The 18,682-nt window shown below is 29.3% G+C and carries 17 protein-coding genes; 8 read left to right on the top strand and 9 right to left on the bottom strand.

The window, feature by feature from the left end; genetic code table 11:
• Positions 1-13: 13 nt before the first annotated feature.
• From secF to groL, 5 genes are all read right to left on the bottom strand, one after another.
• Positions 14-913, bottom strand: coding sequence for a protein translocase subunit SecF (gene secF, locus DB723_RS03290; RefSeq protein WP_151552539.1), 900 nt, complete (start codon positions 911-913; stop codon positions 14-16).
• On the bottom strand, positions 897-2,657 hold the full coding sequence (gene secD, locus DB723_RS03285; RefSeq protein WP_151552537.1) for a protein translocase subunit SecD: 1,761 nt from the start codon (positions 2,655-2,657) through the stop codon (positions 897-899). Before secD ends, secF begins: the two co-directional genes overlap by 17 nt.
• A gap of 65 nt (positions 2,658-2,722) precedes the next feature.
• Positions 2,723-3,058 (bottom strand): preprotein translocase subunit YajC, encoded by a 336-nt coding sequence (gene yajC / locus DB723_RS03280; RefSeq protein WP_151552535.1) that lies wholly within the window; start codon positions 3,056-3,058, stop codon positions 2,723-2,725.
• Complete coding sequence (locus DB723_RS03275; protein ID WP_151552533.1) at positions 3,051-3,347, bottom strand: hypothetical protein; 297 nt, start codon at positions 3,345-3,347, stop codon at positions 3,051-3,053. Before DB723_RS03275 ends, yajC begins: the two co-directional genes overlap by 8 nt.
• A gap of 66 nt (positions 3,348-3,413) precedes the next feature.
• On the bottom strand, positions 3,414-5,051 hold the full coding sequence (gene groL, locus DB723_RS03270; RefSeq protein ID WP_151552531.1) for a chaperonin GroEL: 1,638 nt from the start codon (positions 5,049-5,051) through the stop codon (positions 3,414-3,416).
• Between the two features lie 191 nt (positions 5,052-5,242).
• Here groL and DB723_RS03265 point away from each other — a divergent pair, with 191 nt between their 5' ends.
• The 3 genes from DB723_RS03265 to DB723_RS03255 all read left to right on the top strand — a co-directional run bounded on the left by DB723_RS03265 (position 5,243) and on the right by DB723_RS03255 (position 8,533).
• The gene (locus DB723_RS03265; protein ID WP_151552529.1) at positions 5,243-6,928 is read left to right on the top strand and encodes a histidine kinase; all 1,686 of its coding nucleotides are present in this window, start codon (positions 5,243-5,245) and stop codon (positions 6,926-6,928) included.
• Positions 6,929-7,028: 100 nt separating this feature from the next.
• Entirely contained in the window at positions 7,029-7,556 is a 528-nt protein-coding gene (locus DB723_RS03260; RefSeq protein ID WP_151552527.1) for a transcriptional repressor, read from the top strand.
• On the top strand, positions 7,553-8,533 hold the full coding sequence (locus DB723_RS03255; RefSeq protein ID WP_151552525.1) for an alpha/beta hydrolase: 981 nt from the start codon (positions 7,553-7,555) through the stop codon (positions 8,531-8,533). The genes DB723_RS03260 and DB723_RS03255 overlap by 4 nt, the downstream gene beginning before the upstream one ends.
• A gap of 33 nt (positions 8,534-8,566) precedes the next feature.
• Here the strand turns inward: DB723_RS03255 and DB723_RS03250 are convergent, their stop codons facing one another.
• Positions 8,567-10,111 (bottom strand): maltose/glucose-specific PTS transporter subunit IIC, encoded by a 1,545-nt coding sequence (locus DB723_RS03250; RefSeq protein ID WP_151552523.1) that lies wholly within the window; start codon positions 10,109-10,111, stop codon positions 8,567-8,569.
• Between the two features lie 46 nt (positions 10,112-10,157).
• Positions 10,158-10,823 carry an N-acetylmannosamine-6-phosphate 2-epimerase gene (locus DB723_RS03245; protein ID WP_267128459.1) on the bottom strand — a complete coding sequence of 222 codons (666 nt, stop codon included), beginning with the start codon at positions 10,821-10,823 and terminating at the stop codon, positions 10,158-10,160.
• Between the two features lie 185 nt (positions 10,824-11,008).
• Between DB723_RS03245 and ylqF the strand changes: the two genes are divergently transcribed.
• The 5 genes from ylqF (at position 11,009) to DB723_RS03220 (ending at position 15,639) form a co-directional block, all read left to right on the top strand.
• Positions 11,009-11,848: a ribosome biogenesis GTPase YlqF gene (ylqF, locus tag DB723_RS03240; RefSeq protein WP_151552519.1), complete on the top strand. Its 840-nt coding sequence runs from the start codon at positions 11,009-11,011 to the stop codon at positions 11,846-11,848.
• A 78-nt stretch (positions 11,849-11,926) separates the two neighbouring features.
• Positions 11,927-12,970, top strand: a complete 1,044-nt coding sequence (locus DB723_RS03235; protein WP_151552517.1) for an ABC transporter ATP-binding protein — start codon at positions 11,927-11,929, stop codon at positions 12,968-12,970.
• 5 nt (positions 12,971-12,975) lie between these two features.
• Complete coding sequence (locus DB723_RS03230) at positions 12,976-13,779, top strand: ABC transporter permease (protein WP_151552515.1); 804 nt, start codon at positions 12,976-12,978, stop codon at positions 13,777-13,779.
• A 3-nt stretch (positions 13,780-13,782) separates the two neighbouring features.
• Positions 13,783-14,574, top strand: coding sequence for an ABC transporter permease (locus DB723_RS03225; protein ID WP_151552513.1), 792 nt, complete (start codon positions 13,783-13,785; stop codon positions 14,572-14,574).
• Between the two features lie 18 nt (positions 14,575-14,592).
• Positions 14,593-15,639 carry an ABC transporter substrate-binding protein gene (locus DB723_RS03220; protein ID WP_151552511.1) on the top strand — a complete coding sequence of 349 codons (1,047 nt, stop codon included), beginning with the start codon at positions 14,593-14,595 and terminating at the stop codon, positions 15,637-15,639.
• A 43-nt stretch (positions 15,640-15,682) separates the two neighbouring features.
• On the opposite strand, the gene DB723_RS03215 is transcribed toward DB723_RS03220, so the two are convergent.
• A complete protein-coding gene (locus tag DB723_RS03215; protein WP_151552508.1) occupies positions 15,683-17,047 on the bottom strand; it encodes a Na+/H+ antiporter NhaC family protein in 1,365 nt (454 codons plus the stop codon).
• An 86-nt stretch (positions 17,048-17,133) separates the two neighbouring features.
• On the bottom strand, positions 17,134-18,486 hold the full coding sequence (locus DB723_RS03210; protein WP_151552505.1) for a Na+/H+ antiporter NhaC family protein: 1,353 nt from the start codon (positions 18,484-18,486) through the stop codon (positions 17,134-17,136).
• Between the last annotated feature and the right edge of the window lie 196 nt (positions 18,487-18,682).

The raw sequence follows: 18,682 nt of genomic DNA, 5'->3' as shown, positions 1-18,682 counted from the left end.
TCTTATTTAAAATCTACTTTATTTTTTTATACAAATTTAAAAGTATTGGAGACGCTATGAACACAGAGGAATAAGTTCCAACAATTACTCCTACCATAAATACCAAAGAAAAGTCTTTTATAGATCCTTCAGTAAACACATAAATAGAGAATACTGCAACAAATGTTGTAACTGATGTCAAAATAGTTCTTGATAAAGTTTGACTAATGCTTATATTTAATACATTTAAAAACGCATTATCGGTTAATCGCTTAACATTATCCCTAATCCTGTCAAAAATAATTATTGTGTCGTTTAAAGAATACCCAATAATAGTTAATATTGCCACAACAATATAACTATTAATCTCTATTCGAAATACCCCTAAAAAAGCAACTATAAAAAATATATCATGAAATATTGAGAGAATAGAAGCAATGGCATAACTTAGCTTAAACCTTAAAGTTATATAAATCAACATTAGGGTAAACGTTCCCAATACTAAAAATATTGACTTACTTCTTAAAGTAGAAGAAAAACTTGAATCAATAAAATAAGAGTCCAAAACTTCAACATTAGCATTAAATGTTTTTTTAAGTTCATCTATTATTGTTTTTTGAACTTCTGTTTTAAAAGCATAATCAATAATATCTGACTTTACCATAATAGAGAATTCACTTTTATTCTCATTTAGTGAAAAAATGCTATTGACATCTAAACTCTTATAAATTGGAGAAAATATTCTTTTAATCTCATCTTCTTTAATATTTGATTTTTCTATTGAAAGATTAATATTAACTCTAGAAGAAAAATCTATTCCCCAATTGTATCCACCATGATAAAAAAAAGTATAAATAAGTCCAATTAAAATTAAAATAACACTAACTGATAAAACACTACTTCCATATTTTGAAAAATTAATTACTTTTTGCATATTTTGAACTCCAAGATATACTTATAAATTTGCTTTTTCTAACAGATATGATAAATTCCAAAATAAATCTTGAAAAAATCAAACTACTAAAAAGAGATGCTACAATTCCGACAGAAAGAGACCATGCAAAACCTTGAATAACTCCTGTGCCAAGAAGAGTTAAGAAAAGCACAGCAATAAATGTTGTTATATTTGCATCCATAATAGATAAAAAGGCTTTTTTAAAACCATCTTCAAAAGCATTTTCAAATTTTCTGCCTTCTCTAATTTCTTCTTTAATTCTCTCATAAATAACTATATTTATATCCACGGCCATACCCATTGTCAAAATAAGACCTGCAATACTTGTTAAAGTTAAAGTAAAATTAAAAGCCGACAATATTGCTAAAATTAAAAATACATTATAAATAACAAGTGAAAACCCAGCTACAAAACCGCTCAAACCATAATAAACACACATAAACAAAAAAACTAAACAAAGGGCAAGCGCAGAAGCTTTAATACCAAGATCAATAGTCCTAGCACCAAGAGTAGGTCCTACTATTCTCAAATCATCTATTTTAATCTCAACTGGAAAAGCTGCGGTTTTAAACACTAAAGCAAGATCTAGGGCCTCTTTTTTATCAAAAGAGTCGCCTTGAATTGAAACACTACCACCAGTAATAGCATACCCAATTCCTGCCACAGACTTAATTTTACCTTCCATAACAACGGCCAAAGATTTTCCAACATTTTTTTGAGTAAATTTAAAAAATTTTTCACTTCCATCAACATCGAGGTTAAAAACAACAGTGTCTCGACCTGTTCTAGGATCATTAGAAACCCCAGCATCTTTAATGTGAGCACCATCAAATGAATTTTCAGGACTTAAATCTACTACATAATAACGAACTGATGTCTCATCATCCACCCCATAAGAATCTTTAACATACCAAGGAAAAATTTGCTTACTATCCGGAAGATTCATATTTGCCTGAATTTCATCAATAGAAAAAAGAGAACCCGATTCTAATATTTTTTCATGTAAAAGCGATGTTGACTCTTCATCAACCACATAAAAAACTAAACTGCCTTTTCCACTCAAAAGAGTGCTTACTCTACTCTCATCTCTTTCCCCAGGAATATCTAAGAAAATTTTATTTCCTCCGGCCTCTCTTGCAATTTTAGGCTCTGTAAGCCCAAACCTATCTACTCTATCCTTAAGAATTTGCATTATACGGTAAATAGCGTCCTCTCTCTCAGCAAAGGTTAAAGAACGGCCTAATTTTTTTTCAACACTTGAATAATCAAGAGAAATGGTAACACTCATCCCTCCAGACAAATCAAGCCCGAGATGTATTATTCTGCTTTTACTCTTCTTTATATTCTCATAATGCCTATAGATCTCTAAACTTACTTCTCCCATATCAGAATCAGTCAAAAACCCTTCACGCAAGGTTTTAGCAGTAAAAGTATTGGGTGGAATTTTCATTGAAGACTTGTAATTATTTTTTGCTATTGGGATTAAATATGCGAGACTAGTTGGAATACTGCTATTGGGATCTTTATTATATAGCTCTTTAAGCTTAACAAGATCATTCAAAGCTTTTTTCTTTGAATAATCCCTTAAAGCTTCTTGTGAATATGAGCTTATTTTTTTATCCTCAATGCTCATTAAAAAATACCACTTTAAAGTCGGGAATATTAAAAGACACGCAAACAACGTCACCAATAGTATTAATATAAGCTTAGATCCTTTTTTCATTATATAAATCCTTAAAATTTTTAACAAATACCATTCTTAGCTACCAGTTCTAATTTTACTTTAAATTATAATACCTTTTTAACTTCATTTTTTTCAGACAAAACTTTATCAATAGAGTTTTTTACAAATACTGCTTCGATATTTGGACTTAATTCTAAAACAACATCCGTATCGCCTAATTTTTTCACAACTCCCAAAATTCCACCTATTGTTAACACCTTATCGCCTTTTTTTAGATTTTTTATCATTTCTTTTTTATTTTTTTCTTCCTTACGCTGAGGAGATATCACTAAAAACCAAAATATAGCAATAACAGGCACAAAAACTAACAAACTTCGCAAAAAGCTACCATTGCTGCTGAATTCTTGCAATAAAAACACAAAACCTCCTTTACTATATATATGTCACTTTTATCTTATTAATATCATCAGGATAAATTACTCCAAATAAAAGCTTAAAGTCGGCTTTTTTGGTATAATTAGAATTGCTTATTTTATTATACTCTTCAATTAAATAATTAATCAGAACATCGTCATTTCTATAAAGAGCTTTGCTAAAGGCACTTCTAAAAAGCCCAAGTTCAAAAAGCTCCTTAACACTCTTACCTTTGTTTTCTCTTAAAAGCTGCCTATCTACTATTGCCTTTGAACAATCATAGCCTACACAAAAAACAAATTCATCTTCACTCAAAATAATTCCTTTGAATAATAAAATATTCCACCGGCAAAAACCCAAGCTCGCCGGTGAAAATTTAATTTACATCATACCCATTCCTGGGTCCATAGGATAACCACCGCCACCAGAAGTATTTTTCTCTTCTTTAATATCAGTGATTGCACATTCTGTTGTTAATAAAAGCCCAGCAATTGAAGCAGCATTTTGAAGCGCACTTCTTGTAACTTTAGCAGGATCAATTATTCCACTCTCAATCATATTTACCCACTTAAAGCAAGAAGCATCAAATCCAAGCCCCTTTTTCTCAGTTTTAATCTGATGAATATAAATAGATCCCTCAAAACCAGCATTTGAAATAATCTGTCTCATTGGTTCTTCAAGACTTCTTTTTACAATTTCAAAACCTTGCTTTTCCTCATAACTTAATTTACTTGTATCTATTGTATCCAAATACATGGCAACTTCAATAAGAGTTGCTCCACCACCAGGCACAACACCCTCTTCAACAGCAGCACGAGTCGCAGAAAGAGCATCTTCAACTCTATGCTTTTTCTCCTTAAGCTCTACCTCGGTAACAGCTCCAACATTAATAACAGCAACTCCGCCAACAAGCTTTGCAAGACGTTCTTGAAGTTTTTCTTTATCATATTCAGATGTTGAATCTTCAATTTGTTTTTTAATAAGCTCTGCACGTTCCTTTATTTGTTCTTTATTACCGGTATTAATAATAGTGGTATTGTCTTTATCAACCTTAATAGTTTTAGCTTGTCCAAGTTGCTCAATCTCAACTGTCTCAAGAGTAAGGCCTAGCTCCTCACTGATTAAAACACCACCAGTAAGAACTGCAATATCTTCAAGCATTGCTTTTCGTCTATCGCCAAAACCAGGAGATTTAATTGCACAAACTTTTAAAGCCCCTCTAACACTGTTTAAAACAAGAGCAGCAAGAGCATCCCCTTCAATGTCTTCAGCAATAATCAATAAAGGTTTATTTGTGCCTAAAACTTTCTCAAGAACTGGTAAAAGCTCTTTAATAGAACTAATCTTTTTCTCATATATTAATATAAAAGCATCATCAAAATTAACGCTCATATTCTCTTTATTGGTGGAAAAGTAAGGAGAAAGATACCCTCTGTCAAACTGCATACCCTCAACATAAGAAATCGTAGTATCAAAAGTTTTTGACTCTTCAACTGTTATAACACCATCTTTTCCAACTTTATCCATTGCCTCAGCAATTTTTTCACCTATGTAACTGTCATTATTGGCAGAAATTGAAGCTACCTGTGCAATCTCTTCCTTTGTTGTAATTTTTTTTGCAGACTGGCGAATTTTCTCAGCAGCCAAATTTACAGCATGATCTATTCCCTTTTTTATTCCAATAGGATTAATTCCTGAAGAGACATTCTTAAGACCTTCTCTTGCAATAGCATAAGCAAGAACAGTCGCCGTTGTTGTTCCATCACCAGCAACATCATTTGTTTTAATAGCAACTTCCTTTAAAAGCTGAGCTCCCATGTTTTCAAACGGATTTTCAAGCTCAATCTCACGAGCAACACTAACTCCATCCTTTGTAACTGTTGGAGAACCGAACTTTTTATCAATAAGAACATTTCTCCCTTTTGGCCCAAGAGTTACTTTTACAGCATTGGATAATTTTTCAACGCCACTAAGTAAACTTTTTCTAGCATCCTCATTAAAATATATGTCTTTAGCCATAAAAATTTTACCCCTTTATATCCATAAAATAATTTAGATTTAACATTATAAGATTAACATAAACTCAATACATTCGCTATAGAGTATTGCTTCTATGTATCAAAAAATACAAAATATACAAAACTAGCAAGAATTTTTATTATATAATATAAAATATTAGCTGATCTTTATATCATAAAGAAAAAGAATTTATGTTTAGAAAAAGAAAAAAATCGAAAACTTACATTATCATTATTTCAATAACTAAATTTTCAGAGAATAATTTGTTATTGATAATATCAAATATAAAATATTTGATTGAGCACAAACAGCTAGCTTACAAAATACATTGGACATTTCCAATATACTTTTTTGAAATTCTAAGAAAACACGAAGAATTAAATAAATGGCTATTTGAAAGATTTAAAACCAATGTAGATATATATATGCCCGGAACTTACAGTGGAAGCCCTCATGAATACATGCTGCACGATGAAATACATTTAGATTTGTATTGGGCACTAAAAAATCCATTCAAAAGTGGATACAAAGACATATTTCAAAATGCTCCTATTATGCTTTATATCTACAACATAGAAAAGTTTAGAAAAAAAGTGACCGAGCTTTATAGAAAACTTAATTTCAAGTATACAGAAGGAATAAGGCAAAGCAAAAATAATAAAAATTACTTAATTTTTTATAAAAATAACTGCCAATATTTATATGAAGTCCAAAAAGTAGATTCTCCAAAAAGCAATGTAGAAACCCTTATTTACTTTTATGAAATCAAAGAAACTTACGACAATCAGGAATTAAAAAATTTTTTACTTTATTTAAAATCCTTAGAAAATAACTTGCACAGCATTAAGATACAAAATCTAGAAGGATCCAAACTGGCTGCTGAACTACTAGAAATTCCTAAATTTAACTCCCTTAAAGAACAAGAGCTAATAATAAATTTCCAAAACAAAAGACTCAAAGATTATCAAATCAACGAAAAAAGCTTAAGAGAATTTTTAATAAATAAACACCAAGAAGAAATAGCCAAAAATTCAGACTCCATTGTACCTAAAAATTTGGAATACAATATGGAAGGAAATTTCACACTCTCTCACGATCAATACAATATTAAATTCGAAAATGGAAAATTAAATAAAATAAAATTTAAAGATAAAAAAGTGGAATTTCTAAACACATCTAAAACTTACTTCAAAATTTTATCAAAAAAAGAAATAATAAGAAAAGCATCTATTGAAAGCTCATTTTCCTTCTCAAATGAAAAAATTTTAGGAATAAAACAATATTTAACATTTAACTCTGATACAAAATCAACAATTGATTTTTTTGTAGATGAGACTATCCCAAGCTTTTTTATATCCATTAAAATAAAATGGCCTTCTAAAATTGATCTTGATAAAAAAACATTAAAAAAATGTAATCCCGATTATCTTCTTGAATATTCAGCCCTTGAAATACCTGTTTTTGAAATTACAAAAGGCACTAATTTAAAAATAACAGCAAAATACAGCGATCTTGATACTTATGAAAAAATAATAATAACTAAAAACAATCCCAGAGGCTACATTAATGGTACAGAATTTTTGATATCCAAAGGAAATGATAAAAATAGTAACTTTTTTATAAGTTTTTTAAATGTTGAAAAACAAATAATTCATACAATTAATTATAAAATTGAAAAAATTAATTCTAAAAGATGGTTAATTTTAAATATAGGGGGCTCTTACAATACAGTCAAGATCCAAGATGTAATAAATTACTCTCAAACACTAAATTTAATGATACTGCCATTAAATAATAATTTTGATAACAAAATAAAACTAAATTCAAAAATAAAAAATTTAATTTTTTATACTAATATAAAAAAATATGAAAAATAAATAAATAATAAGTAGTAAAATATTAACAACTGGGTATAAAATTATTCTAAGAAGAACATAAAAAGTATTTAATCTTTAATTTAAACAAAAAGGTAATAATATGAACGATAACATAATAGACGTCCATTCCACATTGGAAAAAGTCGGCATTACAAATGATCCTATATTATTGAAAAATTTAACATCAGAATTGGGAATGAAGGCATCTCATTCGAGAAACAGGATTATTCTTTATATAGCATCGAACCCGAAAGAATACTTTACAGCAAAAGAAGTTTATAACAAGCTTGTAAAAGAAATTCCAAGCCTATCAAAGGCAACAGTATATAACACATTAAATATTCTTAAAGAAAGAAATATACTTAAAGACATAAAAACTACTGACCAAAAAGAAACAAAATTTTATCTAAGCTTGGCTTCCACAATAGCTCACTTTAAATGTAATAAATGCAATCAAGTGCATCCTATTCAACTTGACGATATTAAAGATATTTTGAAAGACAAACTTGGAGAAAACTGGGAAACGAAATCTATTGAAATAATTTATTCAGGTCATTGCAATAATTGCTACAAAAAAGATGTTCATAACCCCAATAACACCTTAGATAGCAAGGGAATCACCATATGAACATAAAGAATATCATTTTTATAATTATATTCTTATTACTATTGATACTAGTTAGTCCAAGAATAAAATTTAAAAATGAATTTCAAAAAAAATCAATTCCCAAAAACATTGAAGAAATTGACAATTATCTATTAAAAGAAGAATTACAATTTAATCTAGAAAAAAATACAAAAAAAGAAATAATCTGGAATAAAGAAATCCAAAAAACAAAATATTCTGTAGTCTATATTCATGGATTTGGAGCATCAAAAAATGAAATTTACCCGGTTCCAAATAATATTGCAAAAGCTCTTAATGCAAATCTTTTTTTTACAAGATTGAAAGGACACGGAATTAACAATAAAAATGCATTTCGGGGAATAACTACCCAAGATTGGCTAAGAGACATTGATGAGGCCATTAAGATTGGCAAACTAATAGGTGATAAATTAATACTAATTGGCACCTCTAATGGAGGTGCTGCTAGCATCTGGGCTTCAGCAAACTATCCGGATGAAATAAACTCGGTAGTATTAATTTCTCCCAATATATTCCCCTACGACAAAAGAACCAATCTTGTTTACTATCCCTGGGGACGACAAATTGCATATCTTATAACAGGTGGCTACAATAAATTTGAAACAAAAGAAGGTAAACGAAAGGAGCATATGACTATAAAAAGCTACTGTTCAAGAGTACAACATGTGGACGCAATTATTGCAATGATGGGCATTGTAACATTATTAAATTCATATAATTTCGATGAAATAAAAACACCTTTAATAATAGCCCATACACCCAATGACCATACAGTAGACCCAAGAAGAATAAACGAATTTATAAAAAATTATGGGGGCAAAAAAAAAGATATTCCAATTATACTTCTTGAAAATTCAGACGCACACGTGCCCATTGGAAATCAAAGCTACAAAAGCGCCCAAAACACCTCATACTTCACAAAATATGTGGTTGATTTCATAAATAAACAAAACAAATAAGTAATAGCCTTGAGGCTATTACTTATTAAAAAATCAATCTTCTAGTAATTCTTCTATTTCATTCTTAAGGACGCTCACGCCTGGTCCGTAAACTACCTGAACCCCATTGCCCTTAATAATAACTCCTTTAGAGCCAGTTTTCTTTAAAATTTTTTCAGAAACCTTAAGAGCATCTTTTACTGTAACTCTTAGCCTAGTTGCACAACAATCAAGCTCAACAATGTTTGAGACACCCCCAAGTCCAATAATAACCTTAGTAGCATAATTTTCTTCAAATTCACTACTCTTAGAAATTTGAGAATCTCCAGAATCTAAATCTTGCGTTCTACCGGGAGTTTTAAAATCAAACCTATTTATTAAAAATACAAAAGTAAGGTAATAAAGAAAAAACCAAGCAATGCCCACAACTGGAACTAAAAGCCAATTAGTTCTTGAATTCCCCTGTAAAATGCCAAAAAGAATAAAGTCAATAAACCCTCCAGAAAAAGTTTGACCTATTGTGATTTGAAGAATATGCGCCAACATAAAAGCAAATCCATCAAACGTAGCATGAACAACATAAAGAATTGGCGCTACAAAAAGAAAAGAAAATTCAAGAGGTTCTGTTATGCCCGTTAAAAACGATGTTAAGGCTGAAGATATTAAAAGACCAAAAACTTTGGCCCTCTCCTCACGCTTTGCGGTGTAATATAGTGCAAGTGCAGCTCCTGGCAAACCAAACATCATAGTAATAAATCTTCCGCTCATAAAACGACTAGTTCCAACAAAAAATCTATTTGTACCTTGAGCAGCAAGTTCGGCAAAGAATATATTCTGAGTTCCTTCAATCAATTTTCCATCAATAATAACAGATCCCCCAAGGCCTGTTGTCCAAAATGGTAAATAAAATATATGATGAAGACCAAAAGGCCCAAGCATTCTTAAAAAAATTCCATAAATAAGTGTTCCAATATAGCCAGTTGAATCTACTAGGCCTCCTACTTTATTAATCCCATTTTGTATAAATGGCCAAAAAATAAACATAATTACAGCAAGAAAAATACTAGAAAAAGAAACAACAATCGGCACAAATCTAGATCCGGAAAAAAATCCAAGAACCTTAGGCAAATCTACCTTATTAAACCTAGAATGAAGATAATAGGTCAAAATACCAACTATAATCCCTCCAAAAACCCCAGTTTCTAAAGTCTTAATTCCAAGAACAAAGCCTACAGCACCGCTGGAGAAAGATTCCGATTTGCCTGACACATCAATTAAAACTCCAATAGTAGCATTCATTACAAGATAACCAATAAAAGCTGCAATTCCAGCTGTACCTTTATCTGACTTAGCAAGTCCGACAGCAATTCCAATAGAAAATATTGGTGCTAAATTTGAAAAAATAATAGAACCTGATGCACTCATTATCTTGAAAACTGATTGCAAGAAAAATATATCTAAGAAAGAATACGTCTTAACAGTTTCTGGATTAGAAAGAGAGCCTCCAATTCCTAAAAGCAGACCTGCTGCTGGCAAAATAGCAATGGGAAGCATGAAAGAACGCCCAAATTTTTGAGCTTGTTCAAACCCCTTTAACATAAAAACCTCCTAAAATAAACAATAAATTAACTCTATAAGTTTAAATTTATTTTTTAATTTGATTTATTTTCTCTACAAATTTTTTAGTAATCTCAGCAGGCCTTGTAATAGCCCCCCCAACGACTACTAAATCAATCCCCATTTCAAAACATTTTTGAGCCTTTAAGGGAGTGTCTATTTTTCCTTCCACTATTAAAGTGGCTTTCAAATTAGAATTAAGTAAGGTTTTTAAAAAATTAAAATCATTGTCTGCAATATTAAAACCATCAGTACTTTTTGTATAGCCATACAAAGTTGTTCCAATAAAATCAAATCCCAATTTATCAGCATTAATAGCTTCATCTAAAGAAGAAATATCTGCCATCAAACATTGCTTTGGATATTTTTTTTTAATACTTTCAAAAAAATCATTAAGCAATACACCATTAGGTCTACTTCTAAAGGTAGCATCAAGGGCAATTATATCTACTCCTTCGCAACAAAGCTCATCAATCTCTTTCATGGTAGGAGTAATAAATACATCGCAATTGTTATAAACTTTTTTAATAATGCCTATTATTGGCAAATCAACTTCCAGCTTAATCTGGCTAATATCATTAACTCCGTTAGCTCTTATTCCAACAGCTCCACCTATCTTAGCTGCTAAAGCCATCTTAGACATAATAAGACTACTGTGTAAAGGCTCATTTTCAAGAGCTTGACAAGATACTATTAAACCTTTTTTGATTTTTGCAATAATAATTAGACCTCCTACAAAATTTATTTTTTTAAAAAAATATAAAAACTCAAATACAGGTTATATTTTTTCTTTAAAAAAAACAATTCTTTTTAAAGAAAATTAACACTTAAAAACAAAAATAACTTATTATTCAATATACATTAAGCTATAATTTAGGCATGGTAAACAAAATTAACTGGTTTCCTGGCCACATGAAAAGAGCTTTAGATTTAATAAAGAATAATTTACAAAAAGCTAATATTGTGCTAGAAATACTTGATGCAAGAGCTCCATTTAGCAGCAAAAATCCATTAACTGAAAAAATTACTAAAAATCAAACCAAAATAATTCTTTTACACAAATCTGATCTTGCTCAAATAAATGAAATTATAAAATGGAAAAAATATTTTGAAAAGCTTGGCAATACTGTAATAATAAGTAATATTTACAAAAAAGGAATGCGCAAGCAAATAATAGACAATATAAAAAAATTGGCAATTGTTAAGAAAATAAAAAACTATAAGGAAAAAATAAAGGTTTTAATTATTGGGGTACCAAATGTTGGAAAATCTTCAATAATAAATCTATTGTCTGGTAAAAAAAGCGCAAAAGTTGCCAACAAACCTGGATATACTAAAAATATACAAATAGTAAAAATAAATGAAGAAATTAATCTTTTTGATATGCCAGGAATTTTGTGGCATAATCTCACAGACCAATCTATTGCAAAAAAACTTGCAATATTGGATATGATCAAAAATGAAATAATAGATAATATAGATCTTGCATTGTATTTGCTTGAAATAATAGATCAAAATAATAAAAATATTTTGATCAAAAAATATAAAATACATCAGAACAATTCAATTGATATTCTACAAAATTTTGCAAAAGCAAGAAAATTAATCAGTAAAAAAAATGAACTTAACCTTGAGAAAGCATCAAAAATATTAATCAAAGAATTTAGAGACGGTAAATTTGGAAAAATAATTCTTGACAAGATTTATAACGCTTTTTAAAAAAGGCATTTACATAAATAATAATATTAAGTATAATCTTGATTTGTATTAGTACAGCCATAAGGAGGTTGGAATTAGTTGGATAATTGTATCCTAGAGATCAAAAATCTAAGTCATTATTATGATAACAATGCAAACAAAACTTTAGACAACATAAATTTAAAAATCAAAAAAAATGAGTTTATTACATTATTAGGTCCATCCGGATGTGGAAAAACAACATTAATAAAAATATTGGGTGGGTTCTTAAGCCAAAAAAATGGAGAAATTTATTTCTTTTCTAATGAAATAACCAAAACAAGTCCAAACAAAAGAGAAATTAATACTGTATTTCAAAATTATGCACTTTTCCCGCATATGAATGTTTTTGACAATATTTCATTTGGACTTAGAATGAAAAAAACACCAAAAGATATAATAAAAGAAAAAGTAAAATCATCTCTTTCGCTTATAGGAATGCCAAAATACGCATACAGAAATATTAACGAACTATCGGGGGGACAAAAACAAAGAGTTGCAATAGCAAGAGCAATGGTAATGGAGCCCAAGCTTTTATTACTAGATGAACCACTTTCCGCTCTTGATTTGAAAATGCGACAAGATATGCAAAAAGAATTAAAAAAAATACAGCGCCAACTTGGAATCACATTCATATATGTTACTCACGATCAAGAAGAGGCATTGACAATGAGCGATAGAATTGTTGTTATGAATGAAGGAATAATTCTACAAGTAGGAACACCCGAAGAAATTTACAATGAGCCTAAAACAAAATTTGTAGCCGATTTTATTGGAGAAAGCAATATTTTTGATGGAACATACAAAAAAGAGCTAGTTGTAAGTTTACTTGGCCATGAATTTGAATGCCTTGACAAAGGATTTGAAGCTGAAGAAGCAGTTGACCTTGTAATACGCCCAGAAGATGTAAAACTTCTTCCAAAAGGGAAAGGACATTTAAGCGGAACTATAACATCCGCAATTTTTCAAGGAGTTCATTACGAAATGACTCTAGAAATTCAAAAAACAAACTGGATAGTTCAAAGCACAAGACTTACAAAAGTTGGAGAAGAGGTTGACATATTTTTAGAACCCGATGATATTCATGTCATGCATAAGGAATAATGGTTGTGAAAAAATTAATATTAATTATATACTCTATGTTCCTATTAACATTTAGCATTCTTCCGTTACTAATAATAATATTATTGGGATTTTTAAATGAGAAACACCAATTTACAATCCACAATTTTATTGGACTTTTAAACCCAAGCTATCTTAATATCTTTTCAAGAAGTCTAAAACTAGCAACAATAGCAACAATTTTCTGCATTTTAATAGGCTATCCTGCCGCCTGGCTAATTTCACTATCAAAAAAAAGTGCTCAAAACAAATTGATAATAATGATAATACTTCCCATGTGGATAAATACATTGCTAAGAACTTATGCCTGGATGAGAATACTTGGGAAAAACGGATTCATTAACAACTTATTTGAAAAGATTGGAATTGGAACTTTAGATCTTCTTTACAATGAACAAGCTGTTACCATAGGCATGGTATACAATTTTTTGCCTTTCATGATTTTACCAATATATACAGGACTTTTAAAAATTAAACCAGAATACATTGAAGCAGCACAAGATCTTGGATCAAAAATGTGGCAAATATTAATTTATATAAAAATCCCCCTAACACTTTCTTACCTAGCAACAGGAATAATTATGGTATTTATTCCTTCAATCACGGTATTTGTCATTTCAGATTTGCTAGGAGGCTCTAAACAAATTTTAATAGGGAATCTAATAAGCAAGCAGTTTCTTTTCATCGAAGACTGGAATACTGGAGCTGCAATTTCATTTATTTTAATGTTAGTAATATTAATTTTTAATTTAATAATAATAAAATTAATGCGAAAAAATAATGGAGAGTAAAATATGTTTGGAGCTTTTAAAAACATTTTCTTATTTCTAATACTCAGCTTTATTTACCTCCCAATAATAATCTTAATAATTTATTCCTTTAACTCTGGAGATAGTGGATTTATATGGCAAGGATTTAGTCTAAAATGGTATAAAGAAATTTTTGCCTCAAGTCAAATCAAATCAGCAATACTTAACACCATTTTAATAGCTACAATCTCATCTTTAGCTTCTGTTCTTATTGGAATTATTGGTGCTTACGCAATTTACAAAGCAGAAAACAAAAAGTTAAAAACAATACTATTATCAGTAAACAAAATAACAATAATTAATCCAGATATTGTAACAGGAATAAGTCTCATGACATTTTATTCTGCAATAAAAATGCAGTTAGGATTTTCTACAATGCTAATATCCCATATAATTTTTTCAACACCATATGTGGTAATAATAATTTTGCCTAAATTATATTCCCTTCCCAACAATATTATTGATGCTGCTAAAGATCTTGGAGCATCAGAAACTCAGATATTTTTCAATATAATTTATCCAGAAATTGTTGGAAGTATAGCAACTGGAGCACTTATTGCCTTCACATTGTCAATAGACGATTTTTTAATATCATTTTTCACTACTGGACAAGGATTTAATAATTTATCTATTCTAATAAACTCACTAACAAAAAGGGGCATCAAACCCGTAATAAATGCTATTTCTGCTATATTATTTTTTACAATATTAAGCCTTTTGTTTATTATTAATAAATTTATAGGAATTAAAAAATTAACAACAGATGCTGAGCTTTAAAATAAAAAGGAAGTAATTATGAAAAAGATTTTTATATTAATAACAATTCTTACAACTTTTGCTTGCAGTAAAACGGATACAATAACTTTAAATGTATTTAATTGGGCAGAATATATTGACGAGACTTTATTAGATCAATTTGAAAAGGAAAACAATATCAAAATTAATTATGAAGTTTTCCACAACAATGAAGAAATGCTAGCTAAATTTAATACAACAACTAACTACTACGATATAATAGTTCCATCAGAATATTTAATCCAAGAATTAATCGATGATGGAAAAATTACAAAATTAGATTACTTAAAATTGCCAAATGTAACGAAAAACATTACTCAAAATCTCACAAACTTGGAACATGATCCTGGCAATCTTTATTCAGTACCAGCTTACTGGGGATTAATGGGCATACTTTACAATAAAACAAAAGTAGATTTAAATGATATGCAAGGCTTTGATATACTGTTTAATCCAAAATACAAAAAAGAGATTACAATGCTGGATTCTCCTAAAGACAACATTGGGGTTGCTCTAAAAAAACTCGGCTACTCAATAAATGAACACAATGTAGATAAAATTAAAGAAGCTGGCGAACTTTTAAAAATACAAAATCCACTCTTAATTGGATATTTCTCGGATGTACCAGCAAAATCATTAATGCTAAACGGAGAAGCATCTATTCAACTTACATGGAGTGGCGAAGCACAAAACGCTATGCTAAAAGATAAAAACTTAGATTTTTACGCTCCAGAAAACACAAACCTATGGATAGACGCATTTGTAATTCCTATTGATGCTCCAAATAAAGAACTAGCTTACAAATTCATAAACTTTATGTACGAGAATGAACCATCTTATAAAAATTTCAAAGAAACTAGATATAATTCTCCAAATAAAAATGTAATAAAAAGAATAGAAGAAGAAGCAAAAAGTAATCCCAAGCTGAAAATATACTTAGAAGAAAAATTTATACCAAAAGATTTTACCAAATTTGAAATTTTTAAAAAAATACCTAAAAAAATAAAAGAGGAAATCCTAAAGATATATTTAAATCTATCTTCTTGATTAAATTTGATATAAACACAAAAACAATCTTAAAAGCTTTCATTTAAAAGCTTTTAAGATTTTTAAATTTATTTGAAAAAAATTTAAATACTAATTTTATGTCAAGTCCAATTATAGATAAAACAATAAATAAGATTAAAAATCCTTGATAAATTAAAAATGGAAAAATTTCAAAAGGAGAAAGCTTACCTTTTGTAAAATCTACAAGAGCTATAATATGCATACTATGAGGCAAAATACTCAAAAAAAAGCACGAAGACATACAAAGTAAAGCTGCAATACGTTTTGAGTTTAAATTATTCTCCTCAGTTATTGATCTTACAACAGAACTACTCATTAAAATAGCAAGTCCATTATTTGCAAGAAACATAGTCAAAATTCCAACTAAAACTACAATTACAAATTCTGCAGTTCTTTTAGACTTTGACATTTTTTGCAATTTTAGCAGCAACCAATCTAACCCTCCGTACTTAACTGCCATATAAGAAATTCCGCCCGTAAAAACAACAAGAACAAACATTTCTCCTAAGTCTAAAAATCCTTCATTGATTTTTTTAGCCAGCAATAAAAAGGTAACATCTGAGTAATAAATTCCAATAATACCAGCAATAACAATGCCTAAAAACAAGGCTAAAAATACATCGAATCCTGAAATTGCAATAACCATAACAAAAATATATGGAACAATTTTAAAAAAATTTATCTCACTAGGCTCAATAATAAAACCATTAGTCTTGCTATAATAAGCGCCCAAAAATGCAAAAACAATGCTTGCTAAAATTGCCGCTGGGAAAGTATAAAAAGCACCGTTTTTGAAAACATCAACAATATTAACCTTTTGAGTATGACTTGAAATAATAGGGGTATCTGATATTAAAGACATATTGTCTCCAAATGCACCAGCACTAAGAATAGCACCAGCAATCAATGGAAGAGGAATGTTTGCCTTATCTGCAAGTTCCAAAGCAATAGGAGCAACAGCAACGACAGTCCCCATAAAACTTCCAGTAGAAAAAGACAAAAAAAGGGTGATTAAAAAAATGCCACATACTAGTAAATTCAATGGAACATATTTAAGACCAATATTTACTACAGCCTCGACACTTCCTATTTCTTTGCAAACAGCAGAAAAAGCACCAGACAACATAAAGATTAAAGATATAAAAATAACATCTTGTTGAGCACATCCCTCAATAAATTTATTCATTTTTGCTAAAAAAGATCCCCTAAAAATAATAAATGTCAAAACAATAGCAATAAACATAGCAAATATGGGCGGCATTTGATAAAATGCCCTTTCTACACCATTAAAATAAAGAACAAGTCCTGTGCCAATATAAATTCCTATAAAAAGAAAAAAAGGCGCAAGCCCCCAAAAATTTGGAACTATATTAGTTTCTCTTTCCAATTTTAAACCTCCTAAATCATATAATACAATTAAAACCGGTTTATTCTCAAAAATCAATTAAATTGGATAATTCAAACCTTAAAATTTTAAAATTTTTTATTTTTTAAAAAATATAAAAAAAGTTTTTTTATATCAATTCCCAAAATGGATAAAATAACAAAAAACAATAAAAACCCAAAATAAACTAAAAATGGTAAAACAGTAATTGGCGACACAAGTCCATTTGAAAAGCCCACTAAAATAATCATTTGGGCTCCATAAGGAATAATACCTTGAAAAATACAAGAAAACATATCTAAAATAGAAGCACTTCTTTGAAAACTAATACTATTTTCAGAGGCTATCTTTTTTGCTACTTTACCGCAAATAAGTATTGCAATTGTGTTATTAGCAAGAAAAATGTCAACTATTGAAACAAAAGCCCCAATAGAAAATTCTGCTGAACTTTTTCCTCTAATAAAAGATTTTAATTTAATAAGTAACCATTTAAAGCCTCCATTGTGGATTACAGCAAAAGAAACTCCTCCTGTTAAAATTGAAAGAAAAATTAAATCTGCCATATTTAAAAACCCTTTGTTAATATTTTTCATTGCATCCAGAATGTATAAATTACTATACAAAATACTAATAAGGCATATAGAAAGAACACCCAAAAAAAGAACTATAAAAACATTCATTCCGGTCAAAGAAAAAAATATAATAATTAAATAAGGCACAGTTTTAACTAAATCTATTGAAGTTTCATGCAATAAACTTGTAGTATTGGCTAAATTACCAGAAAGAAAGAAAAAAGAAAAAAAAGTTAATATGGCAGATGGAAAAGCATAAAAACTACTACTAATAAAAACATTTAAGATACTGCTGCCTTGGGTTCGACTAGAAACAATAGTTGTATCTGATATTAAAGAAAGATTGTCCCCAAACATAGCTCCACACATTACAGATGCTGCCATTAAATTAGGATTAATATTACTTTTAATAGCAATATTAAAAGCAATAGGAGCAATTGCAACAATAGATCCAACAGAAGTGCCAGCAGAAAAAGAGAGAAAGCAAGTTACAAAAAATATACCAGAAACAATCCAATTGGGATTAATATATTTAATCCCCAAATTTGCTACAGTTTCAACACAACCTATTTCTTTACAAAGAGAAGAGAAAGCCCCCGAAAGCAAAAAAATAAGACACATTAGGATAATGTCGTACTGAGCAGCTCCTTTAACAAATATGTGAATTTTGTCCGAAAATTTTCCTTTAAACACTAAAAAACATACAATAGAAGCAAAAAACATTGCAACGCTAGCCGGCAATTGATAAAAGGCCATTTTTACACCAAGAATACCTAAATAAATTCCCGTGCCTAAATATATAATAATAAAAACAAAAAAAGGAACAAGTCCAAAAAAATTTGGTTGAACTTTTACTTCAATACTTTCCATATACATCCTTTTAAATATAAGCACGACTTTTTAAAAAAAGATTACTTATATTTTTTTAATGATAACGCAAATTATTAATCGATGCATAAATTTGCAATCAACCCAAGAGCAAAAATCTTTAATTTTATTAAAATCTATTAAAATATAATTCATCAAGAACTTTACTACTAAGCTGCAAGCAATAAAAATTATGATT

Source organism: Borrelia maritima, assembly GCF_008931845.1.
Taxonomy (GTDB): domain Bacteria; phylum Spirochaetota; class Spirochaetia; order Borreliales; family Borreliaceae; genus Borreliella; species Borreliella maritima.
The sequence above is the reverse complement of the archived record's forward strand: the minus strand, read 5'-3'. Positions and strand labels throughout refer to the sequence as shown.